Raw genomic sequence first — 24,228 nt, forward strand, 5'->3', positions numbered from 1 at the left:
AACTGCCGGCGGCGGGTGGGCTAGAGGACGGGGAAGACCGTCATGCCCCCGAGGTACTTTTGCAGCGCCGCCGGGACGTTGACCGAGCCGTCCGGGTTCTGGTGGTGTTCCAGGATGGCGACGATCCAGCGGGTCGTGGCGAGGGTCCCATTGAGGGTGGCAACCGCGCGGGTGCCCTTGGGGGCGCCCTCCTCGTTCAGCACGCGTTCACGGATGTTGAGCCGGCGCGCCTGGAAGGTGGTGCAGTTGGAGGTGGAGGTCAGCTCGCGGTAGGCGCCCTGGGTGGGGACCCAGGCTTCGCAGTCGAACTTGCGGGCCGCGGAGGTGCCAAGGTCGCCGGCGGCGGTGTCGATCACGCGGTAGGGCAGCTCGCACTTGGCCAGCATTTCCTCTTCCCAGGCCAGCAGGCGGGCATGCTCGGCAGCGGCCTCTTCAACCGTGGTGTAGATGAACATCTCCACCTTGTTGAACTGGTGGACCCGGATGATGCCGCGGGTGTCCTTCCCGTGCGAACCGGCCTCGCGGCGGTAGCAGGAGCTCTGCCCGGCGTAGCGGATCGGACCGCCGGAGAGGTCCAGGATCTCGTCGGCGTGGTAGCCGGCCAGGGCCACCTCCGAGGTCCCCACAAGATAGAGGTCGTCCTCCGCGAGGCGGTAGATCTCGGCGTCGTGCTTGACGTCGAAGCCGGTACCCTGCATGGTTTCGGGCCGCACCAGCGTCGGGGTGATCATGGGCACGAAGCCGGCGTCGATGGCCTGCTCCATGGCCATCTGAAGCAGTGCCATTTCCAGCCGGGCGCCCACACCGCGCAGGAAGTAGAAGCGTGAACCGGAGACCTTGGCCCCGCGCTCCATGTCGATCGCACCGATCAGTTCGCCGATTTCGAGGTGGTCTTTCGGCTCAAAGTCGGGGAATTTGCGGGGCGTCCCCACCGTCTTCACCACAACGTAGTCGTCCTCGCCGCCCGCCGGAACCCCGTCCTCGACCAGGTTGGGAATGCCGCGCAGCAGCTCCTCCTGGGCGGACTGGGCGACGTCGGCCTCGGCCGAGGCTTCCTTGACCGAGGCCGCAAGGACCTTCACCTCGGCGAGCAGGGCCTGCTTTTCCTCGCCCTTTGCCTGCGCCACCTTCTTGCCGAAGGCGTTTTGCTCGGCGCGCAGGTTTTCAAAACGGATCAGCGCCGCGCGCCGGGCCGAATCCGCGGCGATGATCGCGTCCACCACGGATTCATCGGCGCCACGGGCGCGCTGGCTGGCACGGAACTTGTCCGGATTTTCGCTGAGGTCTTTTACGTCGATCACCAGATAAGAGTATCGAATCCGGGGGCCGCCCTTCGGCAGTCCTGCCGCGGCGGACACGCGGGATAGTGTTGGAGCAACATGCGCGACTGGCTGCTCTACCTCGTCATCGCTGGAGCCCTGGTATTTGCCGTCTCCAGCTGGTGGGGTGTGCGCCGGTTGAAGGCCAAGCACACGCGCAGCGCCGTCTGGGAAGAAACGCACAACCCGGGCCTGGTCAGGCAAAAGGTCGCCGTCGTGATGAATCCGATCAAGTCCAGGTCCGCGGAGGCCCGGGTCCTGGTCGAGAGCGCCTGCCTGGCGGCCGGCTGGGAGGCCCCCCGCTTCTTCGAGACCACCGCCGAGGACCCCGGCTTTTCGCAGGCCCGTGCCGCCGTCGAGTACGGGGCCGACGTCGTCCTGGTGGGCGGCGGCGACGGCACCGTCCGCGTGGTGGCGGACGTCCTGGCGCACACGGATATCGCCATGGGCCTCTTGCCGCTGGGCACCGGGAACCTGCTGGCCCGCAACGTCCACCTGGACATCGGGGACCTGCACGGCTGCGTGGAGATTGCGCTGTTCGGACACCAGCGCTTCATCGACACCGCCCGCATGAGGGTGGAGAACGCCCGGACCGGGCAGTCCGCGGACCATGCCTTTTTGGTGATCGCCGGGATGGGCATGGACGCCGAGGTGGTGGGGGACACCAACGACGGGCTCAAGAAGGCGGTGGGCTGGCTCGCCTACACCGAGGCCGGTGTGCGGCACCTTCCCGGGCGCCGCAAGAGGGTCTCCATCGCCCTTGACGACCAGCCGGAGCAGTCCCGGAAGATCCGCAGCGTGCTGTTCGCGAACTGCGGGCTGATCCCCGGCGGAATCGATTTCATCCCGCAGGCCATGATCGACGACGGCATGCTGGACGTGGTGGTGATGAGCCCGCGCAGCGCGATCGGCTGGCTGGCGATGTACTGGAAGATTGTGCTGAAGCACAAAAGAAACTTGCCGGTGATGACGTATTACCGCTCCGGCAAGATAGTGATCAAGTGCGCCGAACCGATGCCCACACAGGTCGACGGCGATCCGTCCGGCGAGGCCACGACCGTCACCGTCCGGGTGGCCCCCCGCTCGCTGCTGGTCCGGGTTAGGGAGGACCCCGCCCGCGAGGAACTGCCCCATGGCGGCGGGGCGGCCGGCAAGTCCGGCAGCAGCCAGGCCCGGCACCTGCCATGACCCGGCCGGCTTGCGGGCTTCCTTCTTAGCTGGCTTCCTTCTTAGCGTCGGCTTCCTTCTTCGCGTCCGCGGCTGCTTTGGCGGCGCGTGCCTCCGACTGCTCGCGGATCATCGCCTGCTCCTCCTCGAAGCGCAGCCGGTCCGCACGGTCGGCGTCGTCGCCGTCCCAGTCCTGGTTTTCGGCCGTCGGTTTGGGATTGACAATCATTCCCTGGCCGTCATTTTCTGTGCTGGTGCCAGCCATGACCCGCTCCTTCCGGTAGAGGACTACCCCAATAGATCAGGCAAGCATACGCACAGTTTCCAAGGGGTGGAAGTGCCGCATGTGGCATTTGCCTACGCTGTGGGCGAAGCCTGGGGCTTATATTCCTGAACCACAGATGCCCCCGTGAGTATGTCTTCGACCCATGCATAGGCGGCACGGAATGCCTGGTCGGAGGTGTGCGGCGCCACCTCGGCGCGCTGGCCGTCGGCCCGGCCGTAGGAGCCAAGGAAGCGTGTCGCCGGACTGATCCGGTGCAGTCCGGCCAGCGCGTCGGCCACCCGGGCGTCGCCAACGTGGCCGTCCGCGTCGATGCTGAAGAAGTAGTGGCCGAGGTACTGGCCGGTGGGACGGGATTCGATCCGGCTCAGGTTCACGCCCCGGGTGGCGAACTGATCCAGGATTTCCATCAGCGCGCCTGGCCGGTCTTCCGGCAGCGGGACCACCACCGTGGTCTTGTCCGCGCCGGTCCGTTCCGGCAGCACTCCGGGGCGCCCCACCAGCACGAACCTGGTCACCGCGCCGGGGTTGTCGCCGATGTTTTCCGCCAGCACCGCCAGGCCGGGCTGCTCGGCCGCGACGATGGGCGCACAGATGGCGGCGTCGTAGTGCGGGTCATCCTCCAGCAGGCCCATTGCGGCCGCGGCGGTGGAGGATCCCGGGATGTATTCCGCATTCGGCATATTAGCGTCGACCCAGAGCCGGCACTGCGCCCAGGCGTGACCGTGGGTGGACACCCTGCGAATGTCCTCGATCCGCAGGCCGGGCCGGGCCACCAGCACGAAGCTGATCGGCACCAGGGCCTCGCGGAGGATGCGCAGTTCCTGGCCGGTGGCGATCGCGTCGAGGGTTGCCGTGACGCCGCCCTCCACGGAATTCTCGATCGGCACCATCGCCGCGTCGGCCGAACCGTCGCGGACCTTGTCCAACGCGGTGTTGACGTTCGAGGAGGGGATGCGGATGGCCTCCGCGGCGCCTGGCACCTGCATCAACGCCGCCTCGGTGAACGTGCCTTCGGGGCCGAGGAAGGTATAGGTGACAGTTGACGCGGACATGGTTCTTCTTTCGTTTACAGGATGACGGGCTTGAGCCCGTTGTCGGACACGAGCGGCAGGCCGTTCTCGAGCCACTGGTCCATGCCGCCGGCCACGTTCAACGCTGAGTAGCCATGGCCGACGAGCCACTGCGCAGCGCGGAAGGAACGTCCGCCGGTGCGGCAGATAACATACAGGTCCTCGTCCGGATCCAGTTCGTCGAGCCGGGCCGGGAGCTGGTCGAGGGGAATGTGGACGGCGTGCTCGGCGTGGCCGGCCGACCATTCGTAGTCCTCGCGTACGTCCAGGATCCGCGCCGCTTCGGGAATGTCGGAAACGGTCACGGTGTCGATGTCGCTCATGGTCGTCCTCTCCGCTGAAATCAAGGTCTGCCTCCAGCGTATCGCCAGCGGTCGGGGCCGGGGCCAAACAGGTGGCAGGTTACGCTTCTGGAGAGCGCAAAGGAGACCATTGGCTGAGATCCACGAGTTGTCCGCCGTCGCGCTCCGCGACGCCCTGCGCTCCGGCGAGCTCTCCGCGCGCCAAGCCGCAGCGCACTTCCTGGACCGCATCGCGGCCGACAACCCGCACCTTGGCGCATTCATCACCGTCACCGCAGAGCAGGCCCTCCAGGACGCCGACGCGGCGGACCGCCGGCATGTACGCGCGGCGGACGACGAACGCAGGGCGGCCCTGCCGCTACTGCACGGCATGCCGACCGCGTTCAAGGACCTGACCGACGTCGCCGGCGTGGTCACCACGCACGGCAGCGCCGCCCTGGAGCACAAGCCCGCCGCCACCGACGGCGCCCTGGCCGCCACACTGAAGGGCGCCGGCGTCATCTCGCTGGGCAAGACGCAGGTGCCGGAATTCGGGCTGACAGCCTACAGCGAGAACCGGATCGCCCCGCCCTCACGCAACCCGTACGCGCTGAGCCGCAGCTCCGGCGGCTCCTCCGGCGGCAGCGCGGCCGCCGTGGCCGCCGGCCTGCTTCCCTTCGCCCCGGGATCCGACGGCGGCGGGTCCATCCGCATCCCCGCCGCCGCCTGCGGCCTGGTGGGACTGAAACCGGGCCGCGGGCTGGTCCCGGCCGGGGAAAGCACCGGCGACCCCGCCGGGCTGGTGGTCGCCGGTCCGCTGGCCCGTTCCGCGGCGGACGCCGCCCTGATGCTCGACGCGCTGGTCCCGCCGCCACCAACCCGCCAATCACCCGGAGAACGGGCCGGAGAACCAGCCGGCCGCCGGCGCAGCTACCTGCAACTGGCCGGCCAGGAGCCACCCCCGCTGCGGATCGGCGTCAGCCTGGACAGTCCATGGCAGGCCGTCTTCCCTTACACCCCGGACCGCGAAGCCCTCGATGCACTCCAGACCGGCATCAGGCTGCTGGAGGCGGCCGGGCACGAGACCGGCGAGGCCGCCATCCGCTATGACAACCGCTACCCCGGCGCGTTTACGACGGCGTGGACCGCCGGCGTCGGGAGCGCCCGCATCGCGCCGCAGCGCGAGGCCCTCCTGACCCCGCTGACCCGCACCTTCCGGCGGCGCGCCCAGCAGCGCAGCGCGGCGAAGCTGAACGAGGCCCTCGGGTTCCTGCGCCAGTTCCAGCGGGACACTGTTGCCCAGTTCTCGGCCTGGGACCTGGTGCTGAGCCCGACATTGGCTCAAACGCCCCGGCCGGTGGGCTGGTTCACCGGCGCCGCGCACGGCGACGGCTACTGGCCCGCCGAGTGGCCCGCCGACGCGGACGACGACTACCGCAAGCAGTGCGAGTTTGCCCCGTGGTCCTCGCTGGTCAACGTCTGCGGGCTTCCCGCAATCAGCATTCCGGTGCACTGGACCGGCGGGCCGCCCGGCGCCGGCCTGCCGATGGGAATCCAACTGGTCGGCCCGATGGGATCCGAGGCGCTGCTGCTGCAGGTGGCCGGGCAACTCGGCTTCTAAGCTGCCCCCCCGCGGGGATTACCCCGGCCGCGGCCGCGTGGGGTTTACTGGTGCCAACGCGGTTAACGACACGAGAGGGATCGATGAAGATCACCGGTGCAGTACTGGAGGAAATCGGCCGCCCCCGGCCCTTCGCGGAGTCCAAACCGATCAGTATCGCGGAGCTGGAGCTCTCCGCCCCCGGACCGACGGAAATCCTCGTCCGGCTCGAGGCGGCCGGCATCTGCCACTCGGACCTCAGCGTCGTCGACGGCAACCGGGTGCGCCCGGTGCCGATGCTGCTCGGCCACGAAGCGGCCGGCCGCGTCGTCGAGGTCGGCGCCGACGTCACCGACCTGCAGCCCGGCCAGCGGGTGGTCATGTCCTTCCTGCCGCGCTGCGAGCAGTGCGCCAACTGCGCAGCGGACGGCCGGCTGCCCTGCACCGCCGGTTCCAAGAGCAACAACGAGGGCACCCTGCTGCACGGGTCCATGCATTTGAGCCGCTCCGGAGAACCGATCTTCCACCACCTCGGCGTTTCCGGTTTCGCCAGCCACGCCGTCGTGGACCGGGCCTCCGCGGTGCCGGTCGGCGACGACATCCCGGCGGACATCGCCGCCGTCCTGGGCTGCGCGGTGCTAACCGGAGGCGGCGCAGTGCTGAACGCCGCCAAACCCCGGCCCGAGGACAGCATCATGATCGTGGGACTTGGCGGCGTCGGCATGGCCGCGCTGATCACTGCGGTCTCCCAGGGCCTCTCCCGGATCGTCGCCGTCGACACCCTGGACGAGAAACTGGAGCACGCCCGCCGCCTCGGCGCGCACGAAACGTACACCCCGCAGCAACTGGCCGAACAAGGCATCAAAGCCAAATTCGTCGTCGAATGCGCCGGCAGCGCGCGGGCGTTCGAGACCGCTTTCGCGGCCACCGACGTCGGCGGCACCACGATCACGGCCGGGCTGCCCTCTCCCGACGCCCGCGCGCAACTCTCCCCGCTGACCATCACTGCGGAGGCCCGCACAATCATTGGCAGCTACCTCGGCTCGGCCGTGCCGGCCCGGGACATTCCCAAGTACGCGCAGCTGTGGCGGGACGGGAAGCTGCCGGTCGAGGAGCTCATTTCCTCCCGGATCGCGCTGGCGGACATCAACCAGGCCATGGACCAGCTCGCCGACGGCAAGGCCGTCCGCCAGGTCATCATGTTCGACGCCGGCTAGCCTGGCCGCGGGGTCCCCTTCGGCCGACTCTCCCGGCAAAGCGGGTCCGCGAAACACCCTCGAATTGACTTGCCCCGGAGCGCCGCGGATGTGACAATCGCGCGCCTCGGTGTCAGCATTAAGTAAATGAGCACAACTCATTTAGCCAATCCCCCCGCTACAACGCCGGGCGATACCTCGTTTTTTGGCCACCCGAAAATGCTGGCCAGCCTCTTCTCCGTAGAAATGTGGGAGCGCTTCTCCTTCTACGGAATGCAGGGGATCCTCCTCTACTACATGTACTTCACGGCCGCTGAAGGCGGCCTCGAAATCAACAAGGCCCTCGCCGCCAGCCTGGTCGGCGCCTACGGTGGCGGCGTATACCTCTCGACCATCCTGGGCGCCTGGCTCGCGGACCGGCTTTTCGGCTCCGAGCGTGTGCTCTTCGGTTCCGCGGTCATGATCATGGCCGGCCACATCGCCCTGGCCCTCATCCCCGGGATTCCGGGCCTGATCGCCGGCCTCGTGCTGGTGGGCGTGGGATCCGGCGGCTTGAAGGCCAACGCCACCGCCCTGGTCGGAAGCCTGTACCGCGAGAAGGACGAACGCCGCGACGCCGGCTTCTCCATCTTCTACATGGGCATCAACGCCGGCGCCCTGATCGGCCCGCTGGTCACCGGCTGGCTCCAGGAAAGCCAGGGCTTCCACTGGGGCTTCGGTGCCGCCGCCGTCGGCATGGCCGTCGGACTGGCCATCTACGCCCTGGGCCGCAACAAGCTGCCCGAAGAGGCCCACCGGGTGCCCAACGCGCTGCCCGCAGCCGAACGCACCAAGTACGGACTGATCTTCGCCGTGATCGCCGCGATCATCGCCGTGCTGCTGGCGACCGGCGTCGTCAACGCTGACAACCTCGCCATGTCCATGGCGTACGCGGCCATCGGCGCGTCGGTGCTCTACTTCGTCCTGATCTTCAGCAGCAAGAAGGTCAATGCCACCGAGCGCAGCCGGGTCGCGGCGTTCATCCCGCTGTACATCGCCTCCGCCGCGTTCTGGGCGCTCTTCCAGCAGCAGTTCACCTTCATCGCCGTGTACTCGGAGGAGAAGCTGGACCGGAACCTGTTCGGCTGGGAAATGCCGGCCGCCTGGGTCCAGTCCATCAACCCGGTGTTCATCATCATCTTCGCCGGTGTTATGGCTGCCCTGTGGACCCGCCTGGGACGCAAGCAGCCCGGCTCGGCCCTGAAGTTCTCGATCGGCCTCTTCGTGATGGGCCTGGCCTTCCTGGCGTTCATCCCGCTGGCCGGCGACGGCAAGACGCCGCTGCTGGCGTTGGTGGGGATCCTGCTGCTGTTCACGCTGGCGGAACTGTTCCTCTCCCCCATCGGCCTGTCCGTCACGACCAAGCTGGCGCCCAAGGCCTTCCACACGCAGATGGTTGCCTTGTTCTTCCTCTCGGTCTCGCTGGGCACCACGCTGGCCGGCATGCTCTCGGGGCTCTACAACCCCGACGACGAACTGCCGTACTTCATCGGCGTCGGCGGCACGGCGATGCTTCTGGCCGTCGGCCTGGCTGCGGCCTCGCCGGCCATCAAGAAGCTCATGGGCGGCGTACGCTGAGCTAAATGAGCATCCGATATCGCCCGCCGGTTGAGGCGCGCGTCTACGTCCCGGCCCCCGGCGAGGCGTCCGACGTCGAACTCATGCCGGCGGGCGATGTCACTGAAGGCGTGGTGCGGGTCGGCGGGACAATCCGCCGACCGCACCAGCCGCAGAGCCTCGCCGTCGCAGGCTACCTCGACTGGCTCGAAGATGCCGGATTCGACGGCTCCCCGCGGTTCCTGGGCCGGGACGAGGAGGGCAGGGACGTGCTGACCTTCCTGCCGGGACAGTGCGCCGGGCCGGTGCCCGAGGCCTGGGTCCAGTCCGAGGAGCTGCTGGCTTCTGTGGCCCGTTTGCTGCGCCGGCTGCACACCGCCTCTGCCGGTTTCATGCCGGCCACCCACCCGTTTCCGCCCCGCTACATCCCACCGGTCGCCGTCAGGCAGGACCCCGCGGAGCTCGTGTGCCACCTGGACGTCACGCCGCAGAATGTGGTGGTCCGGGACGGCCTGGCCGCCGGGCTGGTGGACTTCGACCTCGCCGGGCCCAGCACGGCGCTCAGGGATTCCTTCAACACTGCCATGCACTGGACGCCGCTCCGCGACCCGGCGGACGTGTGGCCCGGCTGGGAGGGAGTGGAACCGTTCCGGCGGCTCCGTATCTTCGCCGATGCCTACGGCTGGGACCAGGACGAACGACGCCGGGTGCCGGGGCTGGGCATCGAGGCCGCGTCGCTGAGCTATGAACGGATGGCACACAACGCTGCCACGCTCGGCGGCGGCTGGGCCCGGATGTGGGACGACGGCGTGGGCGGGCTGATCCTCCGCCGTCGCGGCTGGCTGGAGGCCAACGCTGAGCAGCTGGTGGCTGCTCTTACCGGGTGATGAAGTCCGCGTTTGCGAAGGCGACCCCCAGGATCACAACCACCAGCAGGGTGATGGCGATTGCGGCATAACCAAGGACCAGTCCCGCGATAGCCAGGCCCTTGCCGCCCGGCTCGCGGTGCAGCGCCAGGTGGCCGAGGACGACGGCGGCCAACTGCGGGAGCAGGAAGAAGCCGAAGCCGAGGAACGACGCGATGCCGCAGCACAGGCTCGCGATACTCAGGCCCCTAGGCGCGGGAGCCACGCCGTAGTAATACGGCTGGCCGTAAGCGTCCGCGTACGGCCCGGCCGGCTGGCCGTAAGCGTCCGCGTACGGCCCGGCCGGCTGGCCGAGGTGCGGGGCTGCCGTCGGCATCGGCGGAACATGGCCGTCGCCACCGTATGGCGGACGATACGGCGGCGGCTGGTAGCCTCGGTGCGCCTCGTCATACCCGGACGTGGGCTGCTCGGTCATGGAAATCCCCTCTGACGTGTGTACGTCAAGATTAGCGCCGCGCCGTTTCCCCCAGCCGGACGCGCGGCGTCACAGCGGTCCGATTCGGGCGAAACCATGTCGCGGCACCCCCTCGTCTGGCATGCTGGAGCCATGGCTAGCCGCGCGGGCACAGTTGCCCAACCCCAAGACCTTGTTGACCTCACTGCGCTTCTGGACGCGTACTACGACGTTTCGCCGGATCTCGGCGACCCCGGGCAGCGGGTCGCCTTCGGCACCTCCGGGCACCGGGGCTCAAGCCTCAAGGCGTCGTTTAACGAACCGCATATCCTCGCGATCACCCAGGCGATCGTGGAATACCGGGCGGGCCAGGGCATCACCGGCCCCCTGTATCTCGCCAAGGACACCCATGCCCTGAGCGAGCCGGCGCAGAACTCCGCGCTTGAGGTGCTTGCCGCGAACGGCGTGCACGTGCTGATCGACGCCCGCCACGGCTACACGCCCACCCCGGCGTTGAGCCACGCCATCCTGACCCACAACAACAACTCCGCCGCAGGCGCGCCGCAGGCCGACGGCATCGTGGTGACGCCGAGCCACAACCCGCCCGGCGACGGCGGCTTCAAGTACAACCCGCCGCACGGCGGCCCGGCGGACACCGACGCCACAGGCTGGATCGCCAACCGCGCCAACGAACTGCTGGAGAACGGACTGCGCGGGGTCAAGCGGGTTCCGATCGCGGACGCCATGGCTGCCGGCACCACCGGCAAGTTCGACTTCCTGTCCAGCTACGTCGATGACCTGCCCTCGGTGCTGGACCTGAACGCGATCCGCGAGGCGGGCGTCCGGATCGGCGCCGACCCCATGGGCGGTGCGTCCGTGGACTACTGGGGCGAAATCGGCGAACGCCACCACCTGAACCTCACCGTGGTGAACCCGACGGTGGACCCGCAGTGGGCCTTCATGACGCTGGACTGGGATGAAAAGATCCGGATGGACTGCTCCTCGCCGTCGGCGATGGCCTCCCTGATCAACCGCATGGCTGTTGGTGCGGACGGGTCCGCACCCTTCGACATCGCCACCGGCAACGACGCCGACGCCGACCGGCACGGCATTGTCACGCCGGACGGCGGGCTGATGAACCCGAACCACTACCTCGCCGTCGCGATCGACTACCTGTACCGGCACCGCAACGGGTGGAACCCGCAGTCCGTGATCGGCAAGACCCTGGTGTCCTCCTCGATCATCGACCGGGTGGCCGAAAGCCTCGGCCGGAAGCTCGTCGAGGTGCCGGTGGGCTTTAAGTGGTTCGTCCCCGGGCTGCTGTCCGGCGAGGGTGCCTTCGGCGGGGAGGAATCCGCCGGCGCGTCGTTCAACAAAATGGACGGCAGCGTCTGGACCACGGACAAGGACGGCATCCTGCTGGCGCTGCTGGCGTCCGAGATCACGGCGGTGACGGGCAAGTCGCCGTCGCAGCTGTACAAGGGCCTGACCGACAAGTTCGGCGACCCCGTCTACGCCCGGATCGACGCCGCCGCAACGCGCGAGCAGAAGGCCGCCCTGGGCAAGCTGTCGCCGTCGGACGTCACCGCGACGGAACTGGCCGGCGAAACCATCACCGCCAAACTGACCGAGGCGCCCGGCAACGGCGCGGCCATCGGCGGATTGAAAGTGGTCACCGAGAACGCGTGGTTCGCGGCCCGGCCGTCGGGCACCGAGGACGTCTACAAGATCTACGCCGAGTCCTTCAAGGGCGCGGAGCACCTGAAACAGGTGCAGGCCGAAGCCAAGGCCCTGGTGGACGGGGTTATTTCCTAGCCGCAGCCGTGGACCGAGGCTCAGGCCGTCTGCTCCTCGCGGAGGCTGGCGGCCAGTACCGACCGGTCCCGGCCGAGCGTTTTGGCGCGGTAAAGAGCGGCATCGGCCGACGCGATCAGGGCCTGCAGGTCCACCCGGCCGGGGCCCGTCGAGGCAATCCCATAGCTCACGGTAGGAAGCCGCGCCTCAACGTTCGGCTGTGCCTCCTGCAACCGGCGGCTGATAGTGGCCGCCATCTCGCCGGCACGTTCCGGGCTGACGCCCGGGAGGAGCAGGACGAACTCTTCGCCGCCATAGCGTCCCACGAGGTCGGTTGAACGGACCGAGGCCGTGCACGCTGCGGCGAAGGTTTGCAACGCGACGTCCCCGGCCGCATGGCCGTACTGGTCGTTGACAGCCTTGAAGTGGTCCAGGTCTGCCAGAACCAGCGAGGCCGTGGTGCGGGCGTTGCCCAGGCGGCGCAGTTCGTTCTCTGCCAGATCCACAAAGGCGGTGCGGTTCAGTAGCCCGGTGAGCCCGTCAACCGTGGCCCGCGCCCGAAGGTCACGGGTCAGTTGTTCGTTGCTCAACTCGGCCATGGTGAAGGATGCGAGCACAAGGATCATCGTGGTGAGAAGGGTCGTCACCACGGAGCCGAAGTAGGTGACGAACACCGGCCCATGGGGGCCGTCAATGACAAAAACGGTCAGGCGTCCAAGATAGAAGAGGGCCAGGAGCGCTGAGCCGTAGGCGAGGGGGCGGTGCACCCTGGAGTAGTCGACGTCGAGCAGGAAGAGTTCGCGGCACGATAGCCCCAGCATCAGCGCCATCATGCCCAGCATGACCGGGCCGCCGGACCAGTCGTTCGTGGCCGGGTGGTCAAACACCGAAACGACGCCCGTCACAAAAGGCCCCGCCGTCAAGGACCACAACCTCGGAATGCTCGTCCGCAGCGACCGGGCCCCTGCCCACATGGCTCCGGCGCCGCCGACCAGCAAGGTATTTCCCAGCGGGTTTGCCCACACTTGGTGGACCGTGCCGTCCCACAGATAGGACGCGGATCCGGTCAGGAAGAGCAACAGCGCCGAACACCACCAGCCGCTGAACGGGGAACGGGTCCGCCTGAAAGTGATGAAGTAGAACAGGCACAGCAGCGTCAGGGTTACTGCAGCCAAGGCAACACGCAGGGTAGAGGCGTCAAGCATCATCCTGTGGTTCCCCCAGCACGCACCTAGTGACCCAAGTATTATTCGGAGTCAAACTCTCAATTTGACCTCAGTATTGCACCTCGGACCATAAATGAAGAGGTTCATTCACAATGTGGCCTCCCAGAGCCTGAGCACCCGCCGCGTGGCATGGCCGCCGTCGGGAGCCATGTCCACCAAGGCGATCCGGTCCAGCGACATTTGCTCGCCCGCGCGGGGGGCTTTTTCACCCCGGTGGGAAACGTGCGGACGGAAGGCAGCCATCGTGTAGCCGGGGGTTGCGACCCGGCCATGAAGAGCCTCGACCGCTGCCACGAGGGCTTCGTGGAGGGCCTGGAGCGGGGCGCTGGGTTCGATCAGGCTGACCTGGACGGAGCCGCCGCGGCCAAAGCCCGCTTCCCCGCCCACGGTCACGGTGCTGCCCAGCGCGGCCCTGGCCGGAGCGTCCATTAACCCGGCCACCTGGGTGGCCAGGGTGTCGCCGGAGAGGACGGCGTCAGCCCCGCCGTCGTCGGCTGGCAGTTGCTCGACGACGTCGAACTTCACCAGTGTGATGTGCAGCGGCCAGGCGTCGCGCGGAAACTCCATCCCCTCGGTAACGGGTTCCAGGAAGGCGACCACAATCAGATTCCGCATGGGCCCAGTCTGCCACTGGTCGCCGACGCCCGCCCCTGCCTGTGGCTGCCTCGGCCGCTGCCTCGGTCGCTGCCTCGGTCGCCTAGACCGTGCGGACCACGTCTTCGTAGGCGAACTTCGGCTTCGGGGCGCCCCAGGCGTCCTCGGCGGCCTGGCCGATGTTGACCACCATGAAGCTCTTCTGGCTACCGTCCGGGAAGAAGGCGGTGTCGATCTTGCTGAAGTCGGCACCGGTCATCGGCCCGGCAGCGAGTCCCAGCGACCGGACGGCGAGGATGAAGTAGCCGGCCTGCAGGTGGGCATTGTTGTTGCCGGTGGCCGCGGCGAGCTCCGGGGCGGCGTCGTACATTGCCTTGGGGGCGTTGTAGCCGGGGAGGAAGTTGTCCCACTGCTCGTGCCACGCGGTGTCGACACTGAGGACCGCGATCAGCGGTGCGGAAGCCGTCTTGGCCCGGTTGCCGGCGGACAGGGCGTCCACCAGCGTGGCGCGGGCCTCGTCCGAACGGACATAGGTGACACGAAGGGGCTGCGAGTTGAACGCGGTCGGACCAAACTTCGTCAGCTCGTAGATGGCGCGGGCCTGCTCGTCCGTGACTTCACCGGTGAAGGAGTTGGCCGTGCGCGCCTGGGCAAAGATGGCGTCCACTGCTGCGGCGTCGATTACTGCTTCTTCATGGGCGATAGTCATCGCGTCCCTTTCGCTGGGCTTCCACCCCGTCCGGGGCACTCTTGCTGTCCCTCGGTTCAACCGATGCCCGGGCCGGCAGCTTCCCGGGGCGCGGGGTGACGTCGCCCACAACGGGCTGATCGGGCCGTCATGCGTCCTTCGCCAGCTGCACCATGCGAATGCTGTCGCGGCGGTACATTGCGGCGTGGTCGTTGAGTTCCGGCCGTCCCGTGGCGGCCGCCCGGCCCTCGGAGTAATCGGCGAGTTCAACAAGCCTGGCGCCGAGTGTTTTCAGCACGTCCCGGCGCGGGAACGGTAAGCCGTAGGCTGCAATCAGTTCGTCCAGGCGGCCCATTCTCTCCGGCCCCTCCGGCGCAGCGACGCCACCGCCCTCAATGAACGGCACCAACTGGTAGGCCAGATAGGCGAAATCCCAGATCCTCGGCCCGGGCGACGCCGCGTCAAAATCAAAGATTCCGGCGAACCGCTGGTCTTGGAACACCATGTTGTACGGGGCAAAGTCGTTGTGGCACACCACCTCGACCGGTTCGTGGGTCGGCAATTGCCAACTGAGCGTCTCGTGCGCCAAACCGACGCTGGAATCGTGGATCTGCCGGAGCAGGCTGGCCGCGTCCCGCAGGATCGAGGGATGCCAAATCCACTCCGGAAGCGGATACTGCACCACGTCCCCCGGCAGGAAAGACAGAATTTCGCGGCCTTGTTCGTCGAGGCCGGCTGCTGACGGAACGCGCGTGATTCCACTGGCGCGGAGCGCATCGAGCAAGGCGTGAATGGCCGGCGTCCAGGGCCCGGAGTTTCGGCGGACGGTGTCCCCCACGCGCACCACGATGCTGGAATTACCGCCGGCAAGGACCTCTTCGTTCACCATCCAACCAATCTAGGGGACGGGGTGAGCGCCGGTTGGCGGTTCGGTGCCCGCCCCTTCGGTGAGAGGGACGGCGGCCGGCGCCCCGGGCGCCCCCGGGCGCCGGGGCGCATAGGCGCGTAGGCGCCCGGGCGCATCGGCGTCGTCGTGGTGCTAGGAGGACGAGAGCTCGCGGTGGGCGTTGGCCTGTTCGATGAGATCGGTGTCCGCCGGAACGTCGTTCAGGCGCCGGTTGGCGGGTCCGGAGGGAGACCCTGGACGCCCGCCCCCTCAGAAGATCTAGTGAGTTGGGCTGTAATGTCATCAGTCCAGTCGTCGATGGCAGTCCAATCCCGCAAGTCTCCGAAGTGGCCGCCGGTGAGCCGGAACAGGACCCGGAGCGGCCCTGGCATCTGGGCCGCCTCGTAGACACCCGAGAAGACTTTGTGGCCGCGAAGCTCAACGTCCTGGAACTGGGATTGTTCCAGGCGCTGCTGTTGTAGTGCCGCACCGCGCTTTCGAAAAAGTCTCGGCAAAGCGTCGGACATCCCCACGCTGAAGACCCAGACAGGTCGTTTGGCCAGCTCGTGCGCATTGTGTGTGAAGAACACCAAAGCCGGATCCAGCCACGCCTGATTGTGGATGGCGCTGCCGACGACGAATGCGTCGTAGCCGGAGACAGACTTAACTTCCTCCACGGACCGGCACTCGACCTCGCCCAGCGCAACAGCCATGCGGTCGGCTACGTGTTGGGCGATTTCCCTGGTGGACCCCAGTGCACTTGCGTAGGCAACGAGAACCCTCATGGTTGAACCTCCTACCGTCCTCGCTCAAGTCTGTTGGAAGCTGGGGCCGGTTGGAACCTGCCATAGGTCCCGGCACAGGCCAGGCCGGCGACGACCAGTGGCAGTATGGACGACCAGTGGCAGTATGTAGGTGGAAGTCCGCTGTACTTTTAGGGGAAGGCTCGGCGAATGACGTTTGCGGAACTATCCGTCCGTCCGGGCGCGGAGGAAGATGCAGCCGAAGTTCGGCGGTTGTCGATCGCTTTCACACCCGCCGCCCGGGATGTGCCGCAGCAGGACTTCGCCAGCCGTTACGCGAACGTACTCTCAGACGGGGCCTGGTGCGTTGCTGTGGCCCAGTCGGGCAGCCGGCTCCTCGGCTACGGACTGGCCCAGGACTTCGGGCCGGGTTTGCGCACCACCTTCACTACGGGCCGGGTCCATGACCTCTACGTCGATCCGGAGGCACGTCGGCTCGGCGCGGGGAAGGCGTTGATGGACTTCATCTTCGATTGGGCCAGATTACGGCCGCAGCCGATGATTCTCGACTGGCAGGCGAGCCCCTCTGCCGTGGGCTTCTACGAAGCGCTGGGGTTCCCGGCCGATCGTGCGGGCGACTATCCGGACTATCCGGGTTTCACTCTTGACCTGCGCGAATAGCGGCGGCGGATAGGAGTAGTTGGAGCGCGCAGCTGGGCGGCACCGGCTGCTCCTAATAATGTCTGAGGTCTCTGATGAACTAAGTTCATGGGAATCAGTGCAGCTCTCATTGCTCGTCCGGCCGGCTGGCCGGGCGGCGATGCGGACGGCTACGGCCCGGAACTCGCTGACGTACTCGCGCGAGTGCGGCGCCTGTGTACGACGGCGGCCGGGGATGCGGCGCTGTTCGGGTTCGGGGAGGCCGTGGAGTTCGCCGGCGGGGTCGAAGAGGCTGCCCGGGCCTTGGAATACCTGCAGGTTGTTGCTGCCGGGGAGGTGGACCGGACCCGCAAGGAGGCCGCCGCCGAGAACGCCCCGGTCCTCGATGACGGCTACCGCAAGACCGGTGAGTTCCTGCGGGACCGGCTCCAGATCACCGCCGTCGAGGCCCACCGCCGGCTGGCCCTGGCCGGGGACGTGTTGCCGCGGATCGGGATCACCGGCCAGCCGCTCCCGCCCCTGCGCGAGGAGCTCGCCGCGGCCGTGGCCGCCGGTACGGTCCCGTCCCGGTCCGCGACCATCATCACCCTCGCCCTGGCCCGGGTCCGGCCACTGTGCGATGCGGAGACGGCCGCCCGGATGGAACACGCCCTGACCCGGACCGCAGTGGAGCACGACCCGGATTTCCTGGCCCGGGTCGCGAGGCGCTGGACGGACGCGATCGACCAGGACGGGGCCGAACCCTCCGAGGAGGTCCTGCGCCAGTTACAGGGCGCGTTCGTCCGCAAACCCCGCCACGGTCTGCAACATCTGGAAATCTTCGCCACGACCGAACAGTTCGAACACCTGTTGACCGTGATGAACACCGCCACCAACCCCCGCACCACCGGTGCCGGCACCGGCACCGCGGCAGCGGACGCCCAAACGGCGGACGGCGTCAGTGCCGCTGGCACCGCAGAAAGCAACACCCGCCGGGCCGCTGGCGCCGACGACGAAGGGCGGGGCGGGACAGGACCGGACCTGGACCGGCGCTCGAGGCCGCAGAAACTCCTCGACGGCCTGGTCGGCGGCTGCAAAGTGGCCCTGGCTTCGGGCGCACTGCCCGCCACCGGAGGGCTGCGGCCCCAGGTGATGGTCACCATCGATTACCGCGACCTCCTCGAACGCCTCCACCGCCTCGAACAAGACACCGACGCCGACGGGGCCAGCGGCGGCGGCGGCCAGTTCAGCGGGACCGGAACCACCGGACCGGGCCAGTTCGGCCGTGCGGGAGAAGCCACCGGACACGGCCCCGGGGCGGGCCCGCTCGGGTTCACCGGCACCGGGACCCTGGCCTTCACCGGCCCCGTCACCGCCGCGACCATCCGCAAAATCGCCTGCGACGCGGACATCATCCCCGTCCTGCTCGGAGCCCAGGGCCGGATCCTGGACATCGGCCGCACCAGCCGGATCTTCCCGCCCCACCTCCGCAAAGCCATCACCGCCCGCGACCAGGGCTGCTCCTTCCCCGGCTGCACCATCCCCGCACCCTGGTGCGAAGCCCACCACATCAACTACTGGTCCACAGGCGACACCACATCCACCGACAACGGAACACTCCTCTGCTCCCACCATCACCACCTGACTCACAAAGAACAATGGACCATCCAGATCCGCGCCGGGATCCCCTGGTTCATCCCGCCACCCCACCTCGACCCACGCCAAACACCCCGAAGAAACCACTACTTCAGATGCTGAACGACGCACCCGACGTCGGCGGTGAAACGGGCAGGCGGCGCGGCCACTCGCGCGCAAAGGTCAGCTGCCGAGGACGAAGATCCCGTCCGGGCCGGCGGCGGTGCGGCGTTGGCCGGAGTTTGAATAGACACTCACTGACCAAGGCGAATCCGCGGTGAACGGGCTCAGATGCCAATCAGAAAAACGGTGCGTCAGGGTGAGACCCGGGCCGGTGGCCACCAGATCTTGCTGCGCCGGTCCACCTCGGGCGGCCGTGGAGGTGCCGACAACGAGGGAACCGCCCGGGTCCAGGATGGAGGGGAGCTGCTCGAAGATCCCTGCAAGGCCGTCTTCCGTGAGGAAGGCCGGGACGTTTCCTGACATGAGTACGAGGTCGTAGGTTCCGGGCAGGCCCTGATCGCGCAGCGCGGCGGCAGAAACGTCTTCGGCGCTCATGCCCCGAAACCATCCGGGGGCGAAAAGGTCGCGGGCCACAGCCAGAACGGCTTCGGTCGGATCAACGCCGTAGGCTAGATGGCCGCAGTTTCGAAGGGCACCGACAGCCGACCCGATCCCACGGCCGAGATCCAGGATGCGGGCACCCCTTGGACTCAGCATGTCAACGAACCGGGCGTCGACTTGGAGGTCGCAACCAGAGACGGCCAGGCCGCGCATCTTGGCGGCGTAGGCGGCATAGTCCGGTCCGTGGGTCACGGAATCAGTCTGCCATGGCGGTCGCCGACGTCTTCGCCGTTCAGCGGCGCCAGCGGTACGGCGTCGTCGTGGACACCCGGACCAGGCCGTAGCGCTCCAAAATCGGACGTGAATATTCGGTCGAGTCACTGTGGATGAGCGTCTTGCCCAGCGACATCGCCGCGCGTGCACGGGCTGCGGTGAGCGCTCGGTAAATTCCCCGGCCGCGCCATTCCTCGCGTGTGGCGCCGCCCCAGATGCCGGCGAAGTCGGTGTCCGGCACGGGTTCCAGGCGGCCGGCGCTGACGATCACGCCTTGGTGCTCGGCGACCCACAGCTCCATCCCGTCGCCGCGGGCCATTCGGCGCAGGATTGCTTCAGCGTTTCCGTCAGAGGCGGGGCTGCCGAAGACTTCGTCCTGCATGGCGCTCATGGCGCGGATGTCCGTTTCGTCCGTAACCCGCCGCAGGCTCACCCCGCGCGGCAGGTCCACGTCGACGTCGAGCGCGCTGGCATCCCCGATCATGACCGATTCTGTCTCGTCTGGCTCAAACCCGTTCTCGAGCAGCGCCTCGTGCAGCCCGGGCGCATTGTCGTGGCCCCGGGTTTTCCATTCGACCCGCACGATTTCCGGATCCGCGCGGTAGAACGCCACCGTTTCTGCCACCCACCGCGCGATCTTCGACGCGTCGGCTCCGGCCAGATCCTGATAGGTCACGAATCCGCGGCCGCCCGCGAAGGTCACCAGCCGCAGCGGGCCCAAACGCTCGACGGCGACCGCACTAGGGGTCTCCGCATCGGTGCGGAGTTGCTGATCGTACGCCGTAAGGAGTTTCAAATTCGTCATCGGACCTCAGGCTACAGCGACGCCGCAGTTACGGGCCGCGTCACTGGATCTGATGGCAGGATTCGTGGTCATCGCCCGCTAGGGTTGGCGTGATGAAGCGAGCTGTCATTCTTGGGGGTACAGGTGTGTTGGGACGGGCCATCGCGCGACGCCTGCTGGATGCCGGTTGGCAGGTGGAAATCACGGGCAGGGACGCGTCGAAGATGCCGGCAGTGCTGCGCGAGGCGGGGGCCACATTCGAGTCCTCCGACCGGAGGAACGACGCAGACCTTGCACGAACCGTGGGCAACGGAGCGGACCTCTTGGTAGACGCCGCCTGTTACACGGCGGCGGACGCCCTTCTGCTACTCCCCCATCTGGCCGCTGTCGGGTCGGCGGTCATGCTATCCAGCAAAGCCGTCTACATCGACGACGCCGGCAACCATGTGAATTCCGACGTGCCGCCAAATTTCCCGCTTCCTATCAGGGAAGACCACGCGACCATGCAGCCGGGGAACGGTGACTACGAATCCCGCGAGGGATACGGCGCCAACAAGGTCGCTGCCGAGCACGTCCTCCTGGACAGCGGCTATCCCGTGACTGTAATCCGCGCCTCGAAGGTTCACGGTGAAGGAGCTGCCCGGCCGCGGGAATGGATGTTCGTCAAGCGGGTCCTCGACCGACGGCCTGCGGTGTTCCTGGCTTCTAAAGGGGCCGGAGGCGACCACACCACAGCCGCCGTCAACACAGCGGCCCTGGTCGAAACGATCGCAGCCCGCCCCGGCCAACGGATCCTCAACAGCGCAGACCCCGACGCCCCTACCGGTCTGGACATCGCCCGCACGGTCGCGGACCGCCTTGACCACGAGTGGGAAGAAATCCTCCTCGATTCCGACGCCCATCAGGACCTCGGCGCGCACCCTTGGAACTTCACTCCGCCGCTGATCCTCGACACGCAGGCGTCCACGGCTCTCGGCTACCAGCCCGTTGGAACCTACGCCCAAACTGTCACTGCGGAAATCGACTGGCTACTCGCCAACCCGGCCAACCAGCCGGGCCCCGCGGAGCCGTTCTTCGACCACCTCACCGACTACGCCGCTGAAGACGCCTTCCTCGCCGCACGGAGCTAGGATCCGATCCCGGCCCGGCACCTGCAGGCGCTGACCGAAACCGCAGCAGCGTCCTGGCGGAGTCCGGAGGGAAAGCAGCACGCTCCGTCAGGGGTATCCCGCAAGGAAAATCCTCGGCCCCGGCCCTACGCTTATTGTGGCCTCCGTCCTACGCTTAAGAGCCTAAGGCTCAAGTCTCTCCGCTCGGCATGGATTCGAAGGTGGGCCACCTAATGGGCAGTCATCTCATGGCAATGGAGCAAGTGCACCGGAGCCCTCTCTTCTGGCCGCGAAGGATTCTGGTTGCGCTGCACGCCGCAATGGCCGCGGCACTGGCGACGGTTGTTGCCCTCGCAGGCTGCACGGCGATGGCAACGTCCGCGAAGGGACAGTACGTTCCGCAGACCCGGACGTATTACATCGGGGCGGACGAGGTCGACTGGAACTATGCGCCGTCCGGAATGAACCAGGTCACGGGCGCAGCCTTCGACAAAACAGCGGCCGTCTTCACCCAGCGCGGCCCCCGGCGCATTGGCGCCACCTACGTGAAGGCGCTGTACCGGGAGTACACGGACGCGTCCTTCACCAAGCTCAAGCCGCGCAGCGCCGCCGAACGGCATCTCGGCATGCTCGGCCCGGTCATCCGGGGCGTCGTCGGCGACACCATCAAGGTGGTCTTCAAGAACAACCTCGACCGTCCGGCTTCCGTGCACGTCCACGGCGTGTTCTACGACAAGGCCAGCGAGGGCGCCCCGTACGACGACGGCACCGGGGCGGCGGACCACGGGGACGACGCCGTACCTCCGGGACACTCCTACATTTACAGCTACAAAGTGCCGGACCGGGCCGGTCCCGGCCCGATGGACGGGAGTTCCGTGATGTGGATGTACCACTCGCACAAGGACGAAGTCGGAGACGACTACGCCGGCCTAGTCGGTCCGATGGTCATCACCAATACCGGCGCCGCCCGCGCGGACGGTACCCCGAACGATGTGGACCGCGAGTTCTTTGTCCAGTTCAAAGTCAGTAACGAAAACGCCAGCCCGTACCTCAAGCGCAATATCGACCGCTTCGCCGGCGACCCGCGTTCGGTGGCGCCGGCTGATGAAGAGTTCGTCGAGAGCAATCTGATGCACTCCATCAACGGGTACGTGTACGGCAATCTGCCGTTAGATGCGCTGACTATGAAAAAAGGCGAACGGGTCCGCTGGTACCTGATGGGCATGGGTACCGAGGTGGACCTGCACACACCGCACTGGCACGGAAACACCGCAACGGCGCTGGGTATGCGCACCGACGTCGTGAGCCTGCTGCCGGCAAGCATGGTGGTGGCCGATATGGTTCCCGACGACGTGGGTACTTGGCTCTTTCATTGCCACGTCAACGACCATCTGACCGCCGGTATGTCGGTCCGGTACCGGGTGGCGGACGCGGCGAGCACCGGCAGCGGCAGCAGCAGCGACCATTCCGACCACACGCCGTAGCAGACAGGCGCGGCCGGTTTTTGGGAGAGTGACGGGCCCGCCGGGAAGACCCAGGGTCGGTACGCTCGGGCAATGGGAAACTCCGAGAACCTGGCCGGCGTAAGAACCGCATATCACACGGTGGCCGAGGCTTATTCAGAGGCGCTCCCGGACACCAGCTTTGAAGCGCGGCTCGATATGGCGATGATCAACGACTTCTGCGCGCGGCTTCGCGCTGCCCCGGGACGGAAAGTGATCGACGCCGGATGCGGCGCCGGACGATTGAGTGTCCGCTTAGCCGAAGCGGGGCTCGACGTTACAGGCGTGGATCTCTCACCGGGGATGGTCCGGGTGGCACAACGAAGCCATCCTCGTGAAGACCCGGCCCCCACTCGGCGTGGGCCTCAAGCCAGGCAGCGCGCAAACCTAGAGAAGGAACAGTCAGGGCTGGCATACCGGCACTATATCGATGCTTCCGGCACCAATGCCGTCCGGCCGGCGCGGTAAAGTGTCACCGGAAGATTCCTTCCCGGTCCCGCCACACATTCTTGAAAGGCTCGCTGCAATGAGCATGCTCGGCACCAAATGGAAGCTCCACGGAAACGGCAAGTCCATCCGCCCCGGCGAGGTCGTCCGGCCGGATGAGCGCCTCGCGTGGCCCCTGACAATCGGCGTGGGCATGCAGCACGTTGTCGCCATGTTCGGCGCCACCTTCCTGGTGCCGATCATCACCGGCATGCCGCCGGCCACCACGCTGTTCTTTTCCGGCATCGGCACCCTGCTGTTCCTGGTAATCACCAAGGGCCGGGTGCCCAGCTACCTCGGCTCCTCCTTCGCGTTCATCGCCCCGATCATGGCCTCCCAACAGCAGTACGGGATTCCCGGCGCGCTGGGCGGCGTGGTGCTGGCCGGCGTCGGGCTGGCCATCATCGGCGCCATTGTGCAGAAGTTCGGCGCGGGCTGGATCAACCGGCTGATGCCGCCGATCGTCACCGGCGCCATCGTGGGGCTGATCGGCCTGAACCTGGCCCCCGCCGCCAAGAACAACTTCGACGCCGCCCCCATCACCGCCCTGGTCACCCTCGCGGTGATCATCGTGGTCAGCGTCTTCTTCCGCGGCATCCTTGGCCGCCTCAGCATCCTGGTCGGCGTCGTGGTGGGCTACCTCGTCGCGATGATCCGCGGCGAGATCAACTTCGACAAGGTCGACGCCGCCGCCTGGGTCGGGCTCCCGCACTTCCAGACCCCCGAATTCCACCTCGGCGTCGTCGGCCTCTTCGTCCCGGTGGTGCTGGTGCTGGTGGCGGAGAACATCGGCCACGTGAAGTCGGTCTCCGCCATGACCGGGCAGAACCTCGACGGCGTGTCCGGCCGCGCACTGATGGCCGACGGCGCCGCGACTGTCCTCGCCGGCCTGGGCGGCGGATCCGGTACCACCACCTACGCCGAAAACATCGGCGTCATGGCCGCAACGAAGGTCTATTCGACGGCGGCCTACTGGGTGGCCGGCATCTTCGCCGTCGTGCTGAGCTTCTCGCCGAAGTTCGGCGAACTCATCGCGACCGTCCCGGCCGGCGTGCTCGGCGGCGCAGCCACCATGCTCTACGGCATGATCGGCGTCCTGGGCGTGAAGATCTGGGTGCAGAACAAGGTCAACTTCTCCAACCCGATCAACCTCACCACCGCCGCAGTGGCCCTGATTGTCGGCATCGCCGATTACACCTGGACCATCGGCGACCTCAAGTTCACCGGCATCGCCCTGGGCTCCGCGGCCGCCCTGGTGATCTACCACGGCATGAAGGCCATCGCGAAGGCCCGCGGCACCGTGGCCGAACCGGAGACCGAAGACGCCGCGCCCGTCGCAGCGGCCCGGGCTGCCGTCAACGCCGCGGCGAAGCGCTCTCCGAAGAAGCGCCGCTAGCCGCCGGCAGGCACACAACCCGCTGCACAAAAGGCCGGCGCCCTCCCACCATGCGGTGGCAGGGCGCCGGCCTT

The 24,228-nt window shown here is 67.5% G+C and carries 24 protein-coding genes; 12 read left to right on the forward strand and 12 right to left on the reverse strand.

What is annotated here, in order from left to right:
• Nucleotides 1-20 precede the first annotated feature (20 nt).
• Nucleotides 21-1,301 carry a serine--tRNA ligase gene (serS, locus tag AC1DBD_RS07680; protein ID WP_476981761.1) on the reverse strand — a complete coding sequence of 427 codons (1,281 nt, stop codon included), beginning with the start codon at nt 1,299-1,301 and terminating at the stop codon, nt 21-23.
• Nucleotides 1,302-1,379: 78 nt separating this feature from the next.
• Here serS and AC1DBD_RS07685 point away from each other — a divergent pair, with 78 nt between their 5' ends.
• The gene (locus tag AC1DBD_RS07685; protein WP_476926044.1) at nt 1,380-2,507 is read left to right on the forward strand and encodes a diacylglycerol/lipid kinase family protein; all 1,128 of its coding nucleotides are present in this window, start codon (nt 1,380-1,382) and stop codon (nt 2,505-2,507) included.
• Nucleotides 2,508-2,532: 25 nt separating this feature from the next.
• Here AC1DBD_RS07685 and AC1DBD_RS07690 read toward each other — a convergent pair whose 3' ends face one another.
• The 3 genes from AC1DBD_RS07690 to AC1DBD_RS07700 all read right to left on the reverse strand — a co-directional run bounded on the left by AC1DBD_RS07690 (nt 2,533) and on the right by AC1DBD_RS07700 (nt 4,165).
• The gene (locus tag AC1DBD_RS07690; RefSeq protein WP_175323934.1) at nt 2,533-2,751 is read right to left on the reverse strand and encodes a hypothetical protein; all 219 of its coding nucleotides are present in this window, start codon (nt 2,749-2,751) and stop codon (nt 2,533-2,535) included.
• Nucleotides 2,752-2,843: 92 nt separating this feature from the next.
• Entirely contained in the window at nt 2,844-3,824 is a 981-nt protein-coding gene (gene pheA, locus AC1DBD_RS07695; RefSeq protein WP_476981762.1) for a prephenate dehydratase, read from the reverse strand.
• A 14-nt stretch (nt 3,825-3,838) separates the two neighbouring features.
• Complete coding sequence (locus AC1DBD_RS07700) at nt 3,839-4,165, reverse strand: rhodanese-like domain-containing protein (RefSeq protein ID WP_175323936.1); 327 nt, start codon at nt 4,163-4,165, stop codon at nt 3,839-3,841.
• Between the two features lie 109 nt (nt 4,166-4,274).
• Here AC1DBD_RS07700 and AC1DBD_RS07705 point away from each other — a divergent pair, with 109 nt between their 5' ends.
• From AC1DBD_RS07705 to AC1DBD_RS07720, 4 genes are all read left to right on the forward strand, one after another.
• Complete coding sequence (locus tag AC1DBD_RS07705) at nt 4,275-5,744, forward strand: amidase (RefSeq protein ID WP_476981763.1); 1,470 nt, start codon at nt 4,275-4,277, stop codon at nt 5,742-5,744.
• Between the two features lie 83 nt (nt 5,745-5,827).
• The gene (locus tag AC1DBD_RS07710) at nt 5,828-6,940 is read left to right on the forward strand and encodes an alcohol dehydrogenase catalytic domain-containing protein (RefSeq protein WP_441418159.1); all 1,113 of its coding nucleotides are present in this window, start codon (nt 5,828-5,830) and stop codon (nt 6,938-6,940) included.
• A gap of 126 nt (nt 6,941-7,066) precedes the next feature.
• Nucleotides 7,067-8,536, forward strand: coding sequence for a peptide MFS transporter (locus AC1DBD_RS07715; protein WP_476908863.1), 1,470 nt, complete (start codon nt 7,067-7,069; stop codon nt 8,534-8,536).
• A 5-nt stretch (nt 8,537-8,541) separates the two neighbouring features.
• Complete coding sequence (locus tag AC1DBD_RS07720) at nt 8,542-9,402, forward strand: phosphotransferase (RefSeq protein WP_476926047.1); 861 nt, start codon at nt 8,542-8,544, stop codon at nt 9,400-9,402.
• Here AC1DBD_RS07720 and AC1DBD_RS07725 read toward each other — a convergent pair.
• Nucleotides 9,392-9,856: a DUF4190 domain-containing protein gene (locus tag AC1DBD_RS07725; RefSeq protein ID WP_476981764.1), complete on the reverse strand. Its 465-nt coding sequence runs from the start codon at nt 9,854-9,856 to the stop codon at nt 9,392-9,394. The genes AC1DBD_RS07720 and AC1DBD_RS07725 overlap by 11 nt on opposite strands.
• A 132-nt stretch (nt 9,857-9,988) precedes the next feature.
• Between AC1DBD_RS07725 and pgm the strand changes: the two genes are divergently transcribed.
• Nucleotides 9,989-11,650 carry a phosphoglucomutase (alpha-D-glucose-1,6-bisphosphate-dependent) gene (gene pgm, locus AC1DBD_RS07730; RefSeq protein WP_441418163.1) on the forward strand — a complete coding sequence of 554 codons (1,662 nt, stop codon included), beginning with the start codon at nt 9,989-9,991 and terminating at the stop codon, nt 11,648-11,650.
• Between the two features lie 20 nt (nt 11,651-11,670).
• Here pgm and AC1DBD_RS07735 read toward each other — a convergent pair whose 3' ends face one another.
• From AC1DBD_RS07735 to AC1DBD_RS07755, 5 genes are all read right to left on the reverse strand, one after another.
• Complete coding sequence (locus AC1DBD_RS07735) at nt 11,671-12,804, reverse strand: GGDEF domain-containing protein (RefSeq protein ID WP_476981765.1); 1,134 nt, start codon at nt 12,802-12,804, stop codon at nt 11,671-11,673.
• Nucleotides 12,805-12,942: 138 nt separating this feature from the next.
• Nucleotides 12,943-13,470 (reverse strand): 2'-5' RNA ligase family protein, encoded by a 528-nt coding sequence (locus AC1DBD_RS07740; protein WP_476981766.1) that lies wholly within the window; start codon nt 13,468-13,470, stop codon nt 12,943-12,945.
• 82 nt (nt 13,471-13,552) lie between these two features.
• Nucleotides 13,553-14,158 (reverse strand): malonic semialdehyde reductase, encoded by a 606-nt coding sequence (locus AC1DBD_RS07745; protein ID WP_476981767.1) that lies wholly within the window; start codon nt 14,156-14,158, stop codon nt 13,553-13,555.
• 127 nt (nt 14,159-14,285) lie between these two features.
• Entirely contained in the window at nt 14,286-15,026 is a 741-nt protein-coding gene (locus tag AC1DBD_RS07750) for a phosphotransferase (RefSeq protein WP_476981768.1), read from the reverse strand.
• Between the two features lie 218 nt (nt 15,027-15,244).
• On the reverse strand, nt 15,245-15,808 hold the full coding sequence (locus AC1DBD_RS07755) for a flavodoxin domain-containing protein (RefSeq protein ID WP_476981769.1): 564 nt from the start codon (nt 15,806-15,808) through the stop codon (nt 15,245-15,247).
• A gap of 168 nt (nt 15,809-15,976) precedes the next feature.
• On the opposite strand from AC1DBD_RS07755, the gene AC1DBD_RS07760 reads away from it, so the two are divergent.
• Nucleotides 15,977-16,447 (forward strand): N-acetyltransferase family protein, encoded by a 471-nt coding sequence (locus AC1DBD_RS07760; RefSeq protein ID WP_476981770.1) that lies wholly within the window; start codon nt 15,977-15,979, stop codon nt 16,445-16,447.
• A gap of 87 nt (nt 16,448-16,534) precedes the next feature.
• The gene (locus tag AC1DBD_RS07765; protein ID WP_476981771.1) at nt 16,535-18,163 is read left to right on the forward strand and encodes an HNH endonuclease signature motif containing protein; all 1,629 of its coding nucleotides are present in this window, start codon (nt 16,535-16,537) and stop codon (nt 18,161-18,163) included.
• Nucleotides 18,164-18,223: 60 nt separating this feature from the next.
• Here AC1DBD_RS07765 and AC1DBD_RS07770 read toward each other — a convergent pair whose 3' ends face one another.
• Nucleotides 18,224-18,856 (reverse strand): class I SAM-dependent methyltransferase, encoded by a 633-nt coding sequence (locus AC1DBD_RS07770; RefSeq protein WP_476981772.1) that lies wholly within the window; start codon nt 18,854-18,856, stop codon nt 18,224-18,226.
• Nucleotides 18,857-18,896: 40 nt separating this feature from the next.
• The gene (locus AC1DBD_RS07775; protein WP_476981773.1) at nt 18,897-19,682 is read right to left on the reverse strand and encodes a GNAT family N-acetyltransferase; all 786 of its coding nucleotides are present in this window, start codon (nt 19,680-19,682) and stop codon (nt 18,897-18,899) included.
• Nucleotides 19,683-19,774: 92 nt separating this feature from the next.
• Here AC1DBD_RS07775 and AC1DBD_RS07780 point away from each other — a divergent pair, with 92 nt between their 5' ends.
• From AC1DBD_RS07780 to AC1DBD_RS07795, 4 genes are all read left to right on the forward strand, one after another.
• A complete protein-coding gene (locus AC1DBD_RS07780) occupies nt 19,775-20,791 on the forward strand; it encodes an NAD-dependent epimerase/dehydratase family protein (protein WP_476981903.1) in 1,017 nt (338 codons plus the stop codon).
• Between the two features lie 227 nt (nt 20,792-21,018).
• Entirely contained in the window at nt 21,019-22,254 is a 1,236-nt protein-coding gene (locus AC1DBD_RS07785; RefSeq protein ID WP_476981774.1) for a multicopper oxidase domain-containing protein, read from the forward strand.
• Between the two features lie 72 nt (nt 22,255-22,326).
• A complete protein-coding gene (locus AC1DBD_RS07790) occupies nt 22,327-22,740 on the forward strand; it encodes a class I SAM-dependent methyltransferase (RefSeq protein ID WP_476981775.1) in 414 nt (137 codons plus the stop codon).
• A 58-nt stretch (nt 22,741-22,798) separates the two neighbouring features.
• Nucleotides 22,799-24,154 (forward strand): uracil-xanthine permease family protein, encoded by a 1,356-nt coding sequence (locus tag AC1DBD_RS07795; RefSeq protein ID WP_441419069.1) that lies wholly within the window; start codon nt 22,799-22,801, stop codon nt 24,152-24,154.
• Nucleotides 24,155-24,228: the final 74 nt, after the last annotated feature.

It is taken from the genome of Arthrobacter sp. 10T419, from assembly GCF_056394105.1.

Bases quoted from the DNA above. Each gene is read 5' to 3' on its own strand.
- AC1DBD_RS07760 (WP_476981770.1), top strand. From the start codon at position 15,977: ATGACGTTTGCGGAACTATCCGTCCGTCCGGGCGCGGAGGAAGATGCA.
- AC1DBD_RS07765 (WP_476981771.1), top strand. From the start codon at position 16,535: ATGGGAATCAGTGCAGCTCTCATTGCTCGTCCGGCCGGCTGGCCGGGC.
- AC1DBD_RS07700 (WP_175323936.1), bottom strand. From the start codon at position 4,165: ATGAGCGACATCGACACCGTGACCGTTTCCGACATTCCCGAAGCGGCG.
- AC1DBD_RS07715 (WP_476908863.1), top strand. From the start codon at position 7,067: ATGAGCACAACTCATTTAGCCAATCCCCCCGCTACAACGCCGGGCGAT.
- AC1DBD_RS07785 (WP_476981774.1), top strand. From the start codon at position 21,019: ATGGCAATGGAGCAAGTGCACCGGAGCCCTCTCTTCTGGCCGCGAAGG.
- AC1DBD_RS07725 (WP_476981764.1), bottom strand. From the start codon at position 9,856: ATGACCGAGCAGCCCACGTCCGGGTATGACGAGGCGCACCGAGGCTAC.
- AC1DBD_RS07710 (WP_441418159.1), top strand. From the start codon at position 5,828: ATGAAGATCACCGGTGCAGTACTGGAGGAAATCGGCCGCCCCCGGCCC.
- AC1DBD_RS07775 (WP_476981773.1), bottom strand. From the start codon at position 19,682: ATGACGAATTTGAAACTCCTTACGGCGTACGATCAGCAACTCCGCACC.
- AC1DBD_RS07790 (WP_476981775.1), top strand. From the start codon at position 22,327: ATGGGAAACTCCGAGAACCTGGCCGGCGTAAGAACCGCATATCACACG.
- AC1DBD_RS07750 (WP_476981768.1), bottom strand. From the start codon at position 15,026: ATGGTGAACGAAGAGGTCCTTGCCGGCGGTAATTCCAGCATCGTGGTG.
- AC1DBD_RS07755 (WP_476981769.1), bottom strand. From the start codon at position 15,808: ATGAGGGTTCTCGTTGCCTACGCAAGTGCACTGGGGTCCACCAGGGAA.
- AC1DBD_RS07745 (WP_476981767.1), bottom strand. From the start codon at position 14,158: ATGACTATCGCCCATGAAGAAGCAGTAATCGACGCCGCAGCAGTGGAC.
- AC1DBD_RS07740 (WP_476981766.1), bottom strand. From the start codon at position 13,470: ATGCGGAATCTGATTGTGGTCGCCTTCCTGGAACCCGTTACCGAGGGG.
- pheA (WP_476981762.1), bottom strand. From the start codon at position 3,824: ATGTCCGCGTCAACTGTCACCTATACCTTCCTCGGCCCCGAAGGCACG.
- AC1DBD_RS07795 (WP_441419069.1), top strand. From the start codon at position 22,799: ATGAGCATGCTCGGCACCAAATGGAAGCTCCACGGAAACGGCAAGTCC.
- pgm (WP_441418163.1), top strand. From the start codon at position 9,989: ATGGCTAGCCGCGCGGGCACAGTTGCCCAACCCCAAGACCTTGTTGAC.
- AC1DBD_RS07685 (WP_476926044.1), top strand. From the start codon at position 1,380: ATGCGCGACTGGCTGCTCTACCTCGTCATCGCTGGAGCCCTGGTATTT.
- AC1DBD_RS07690 (WP_175323934.1), bottom strand. From the start codon at position 2,751: ATGGCTGGCACCAGCACAGAAAATGACGGCCAGGGAATGATTGTCAAT.
- AC1DBD_RS07720 (WP_476926047.1), top strand. From the start codon at position 8,542: ATGAGCATCCGATATCGCCCGCCGGTTGAGGCGCGCGTCTACGTCCCG.
- AC1DBD_RS07780 (WP_476981903.1), top strand. From the start codon at position 19,775: ATGAAGCGAGCTGTCATTCTTGGGGGTACAGGTGTGTTGGGACGGGCC.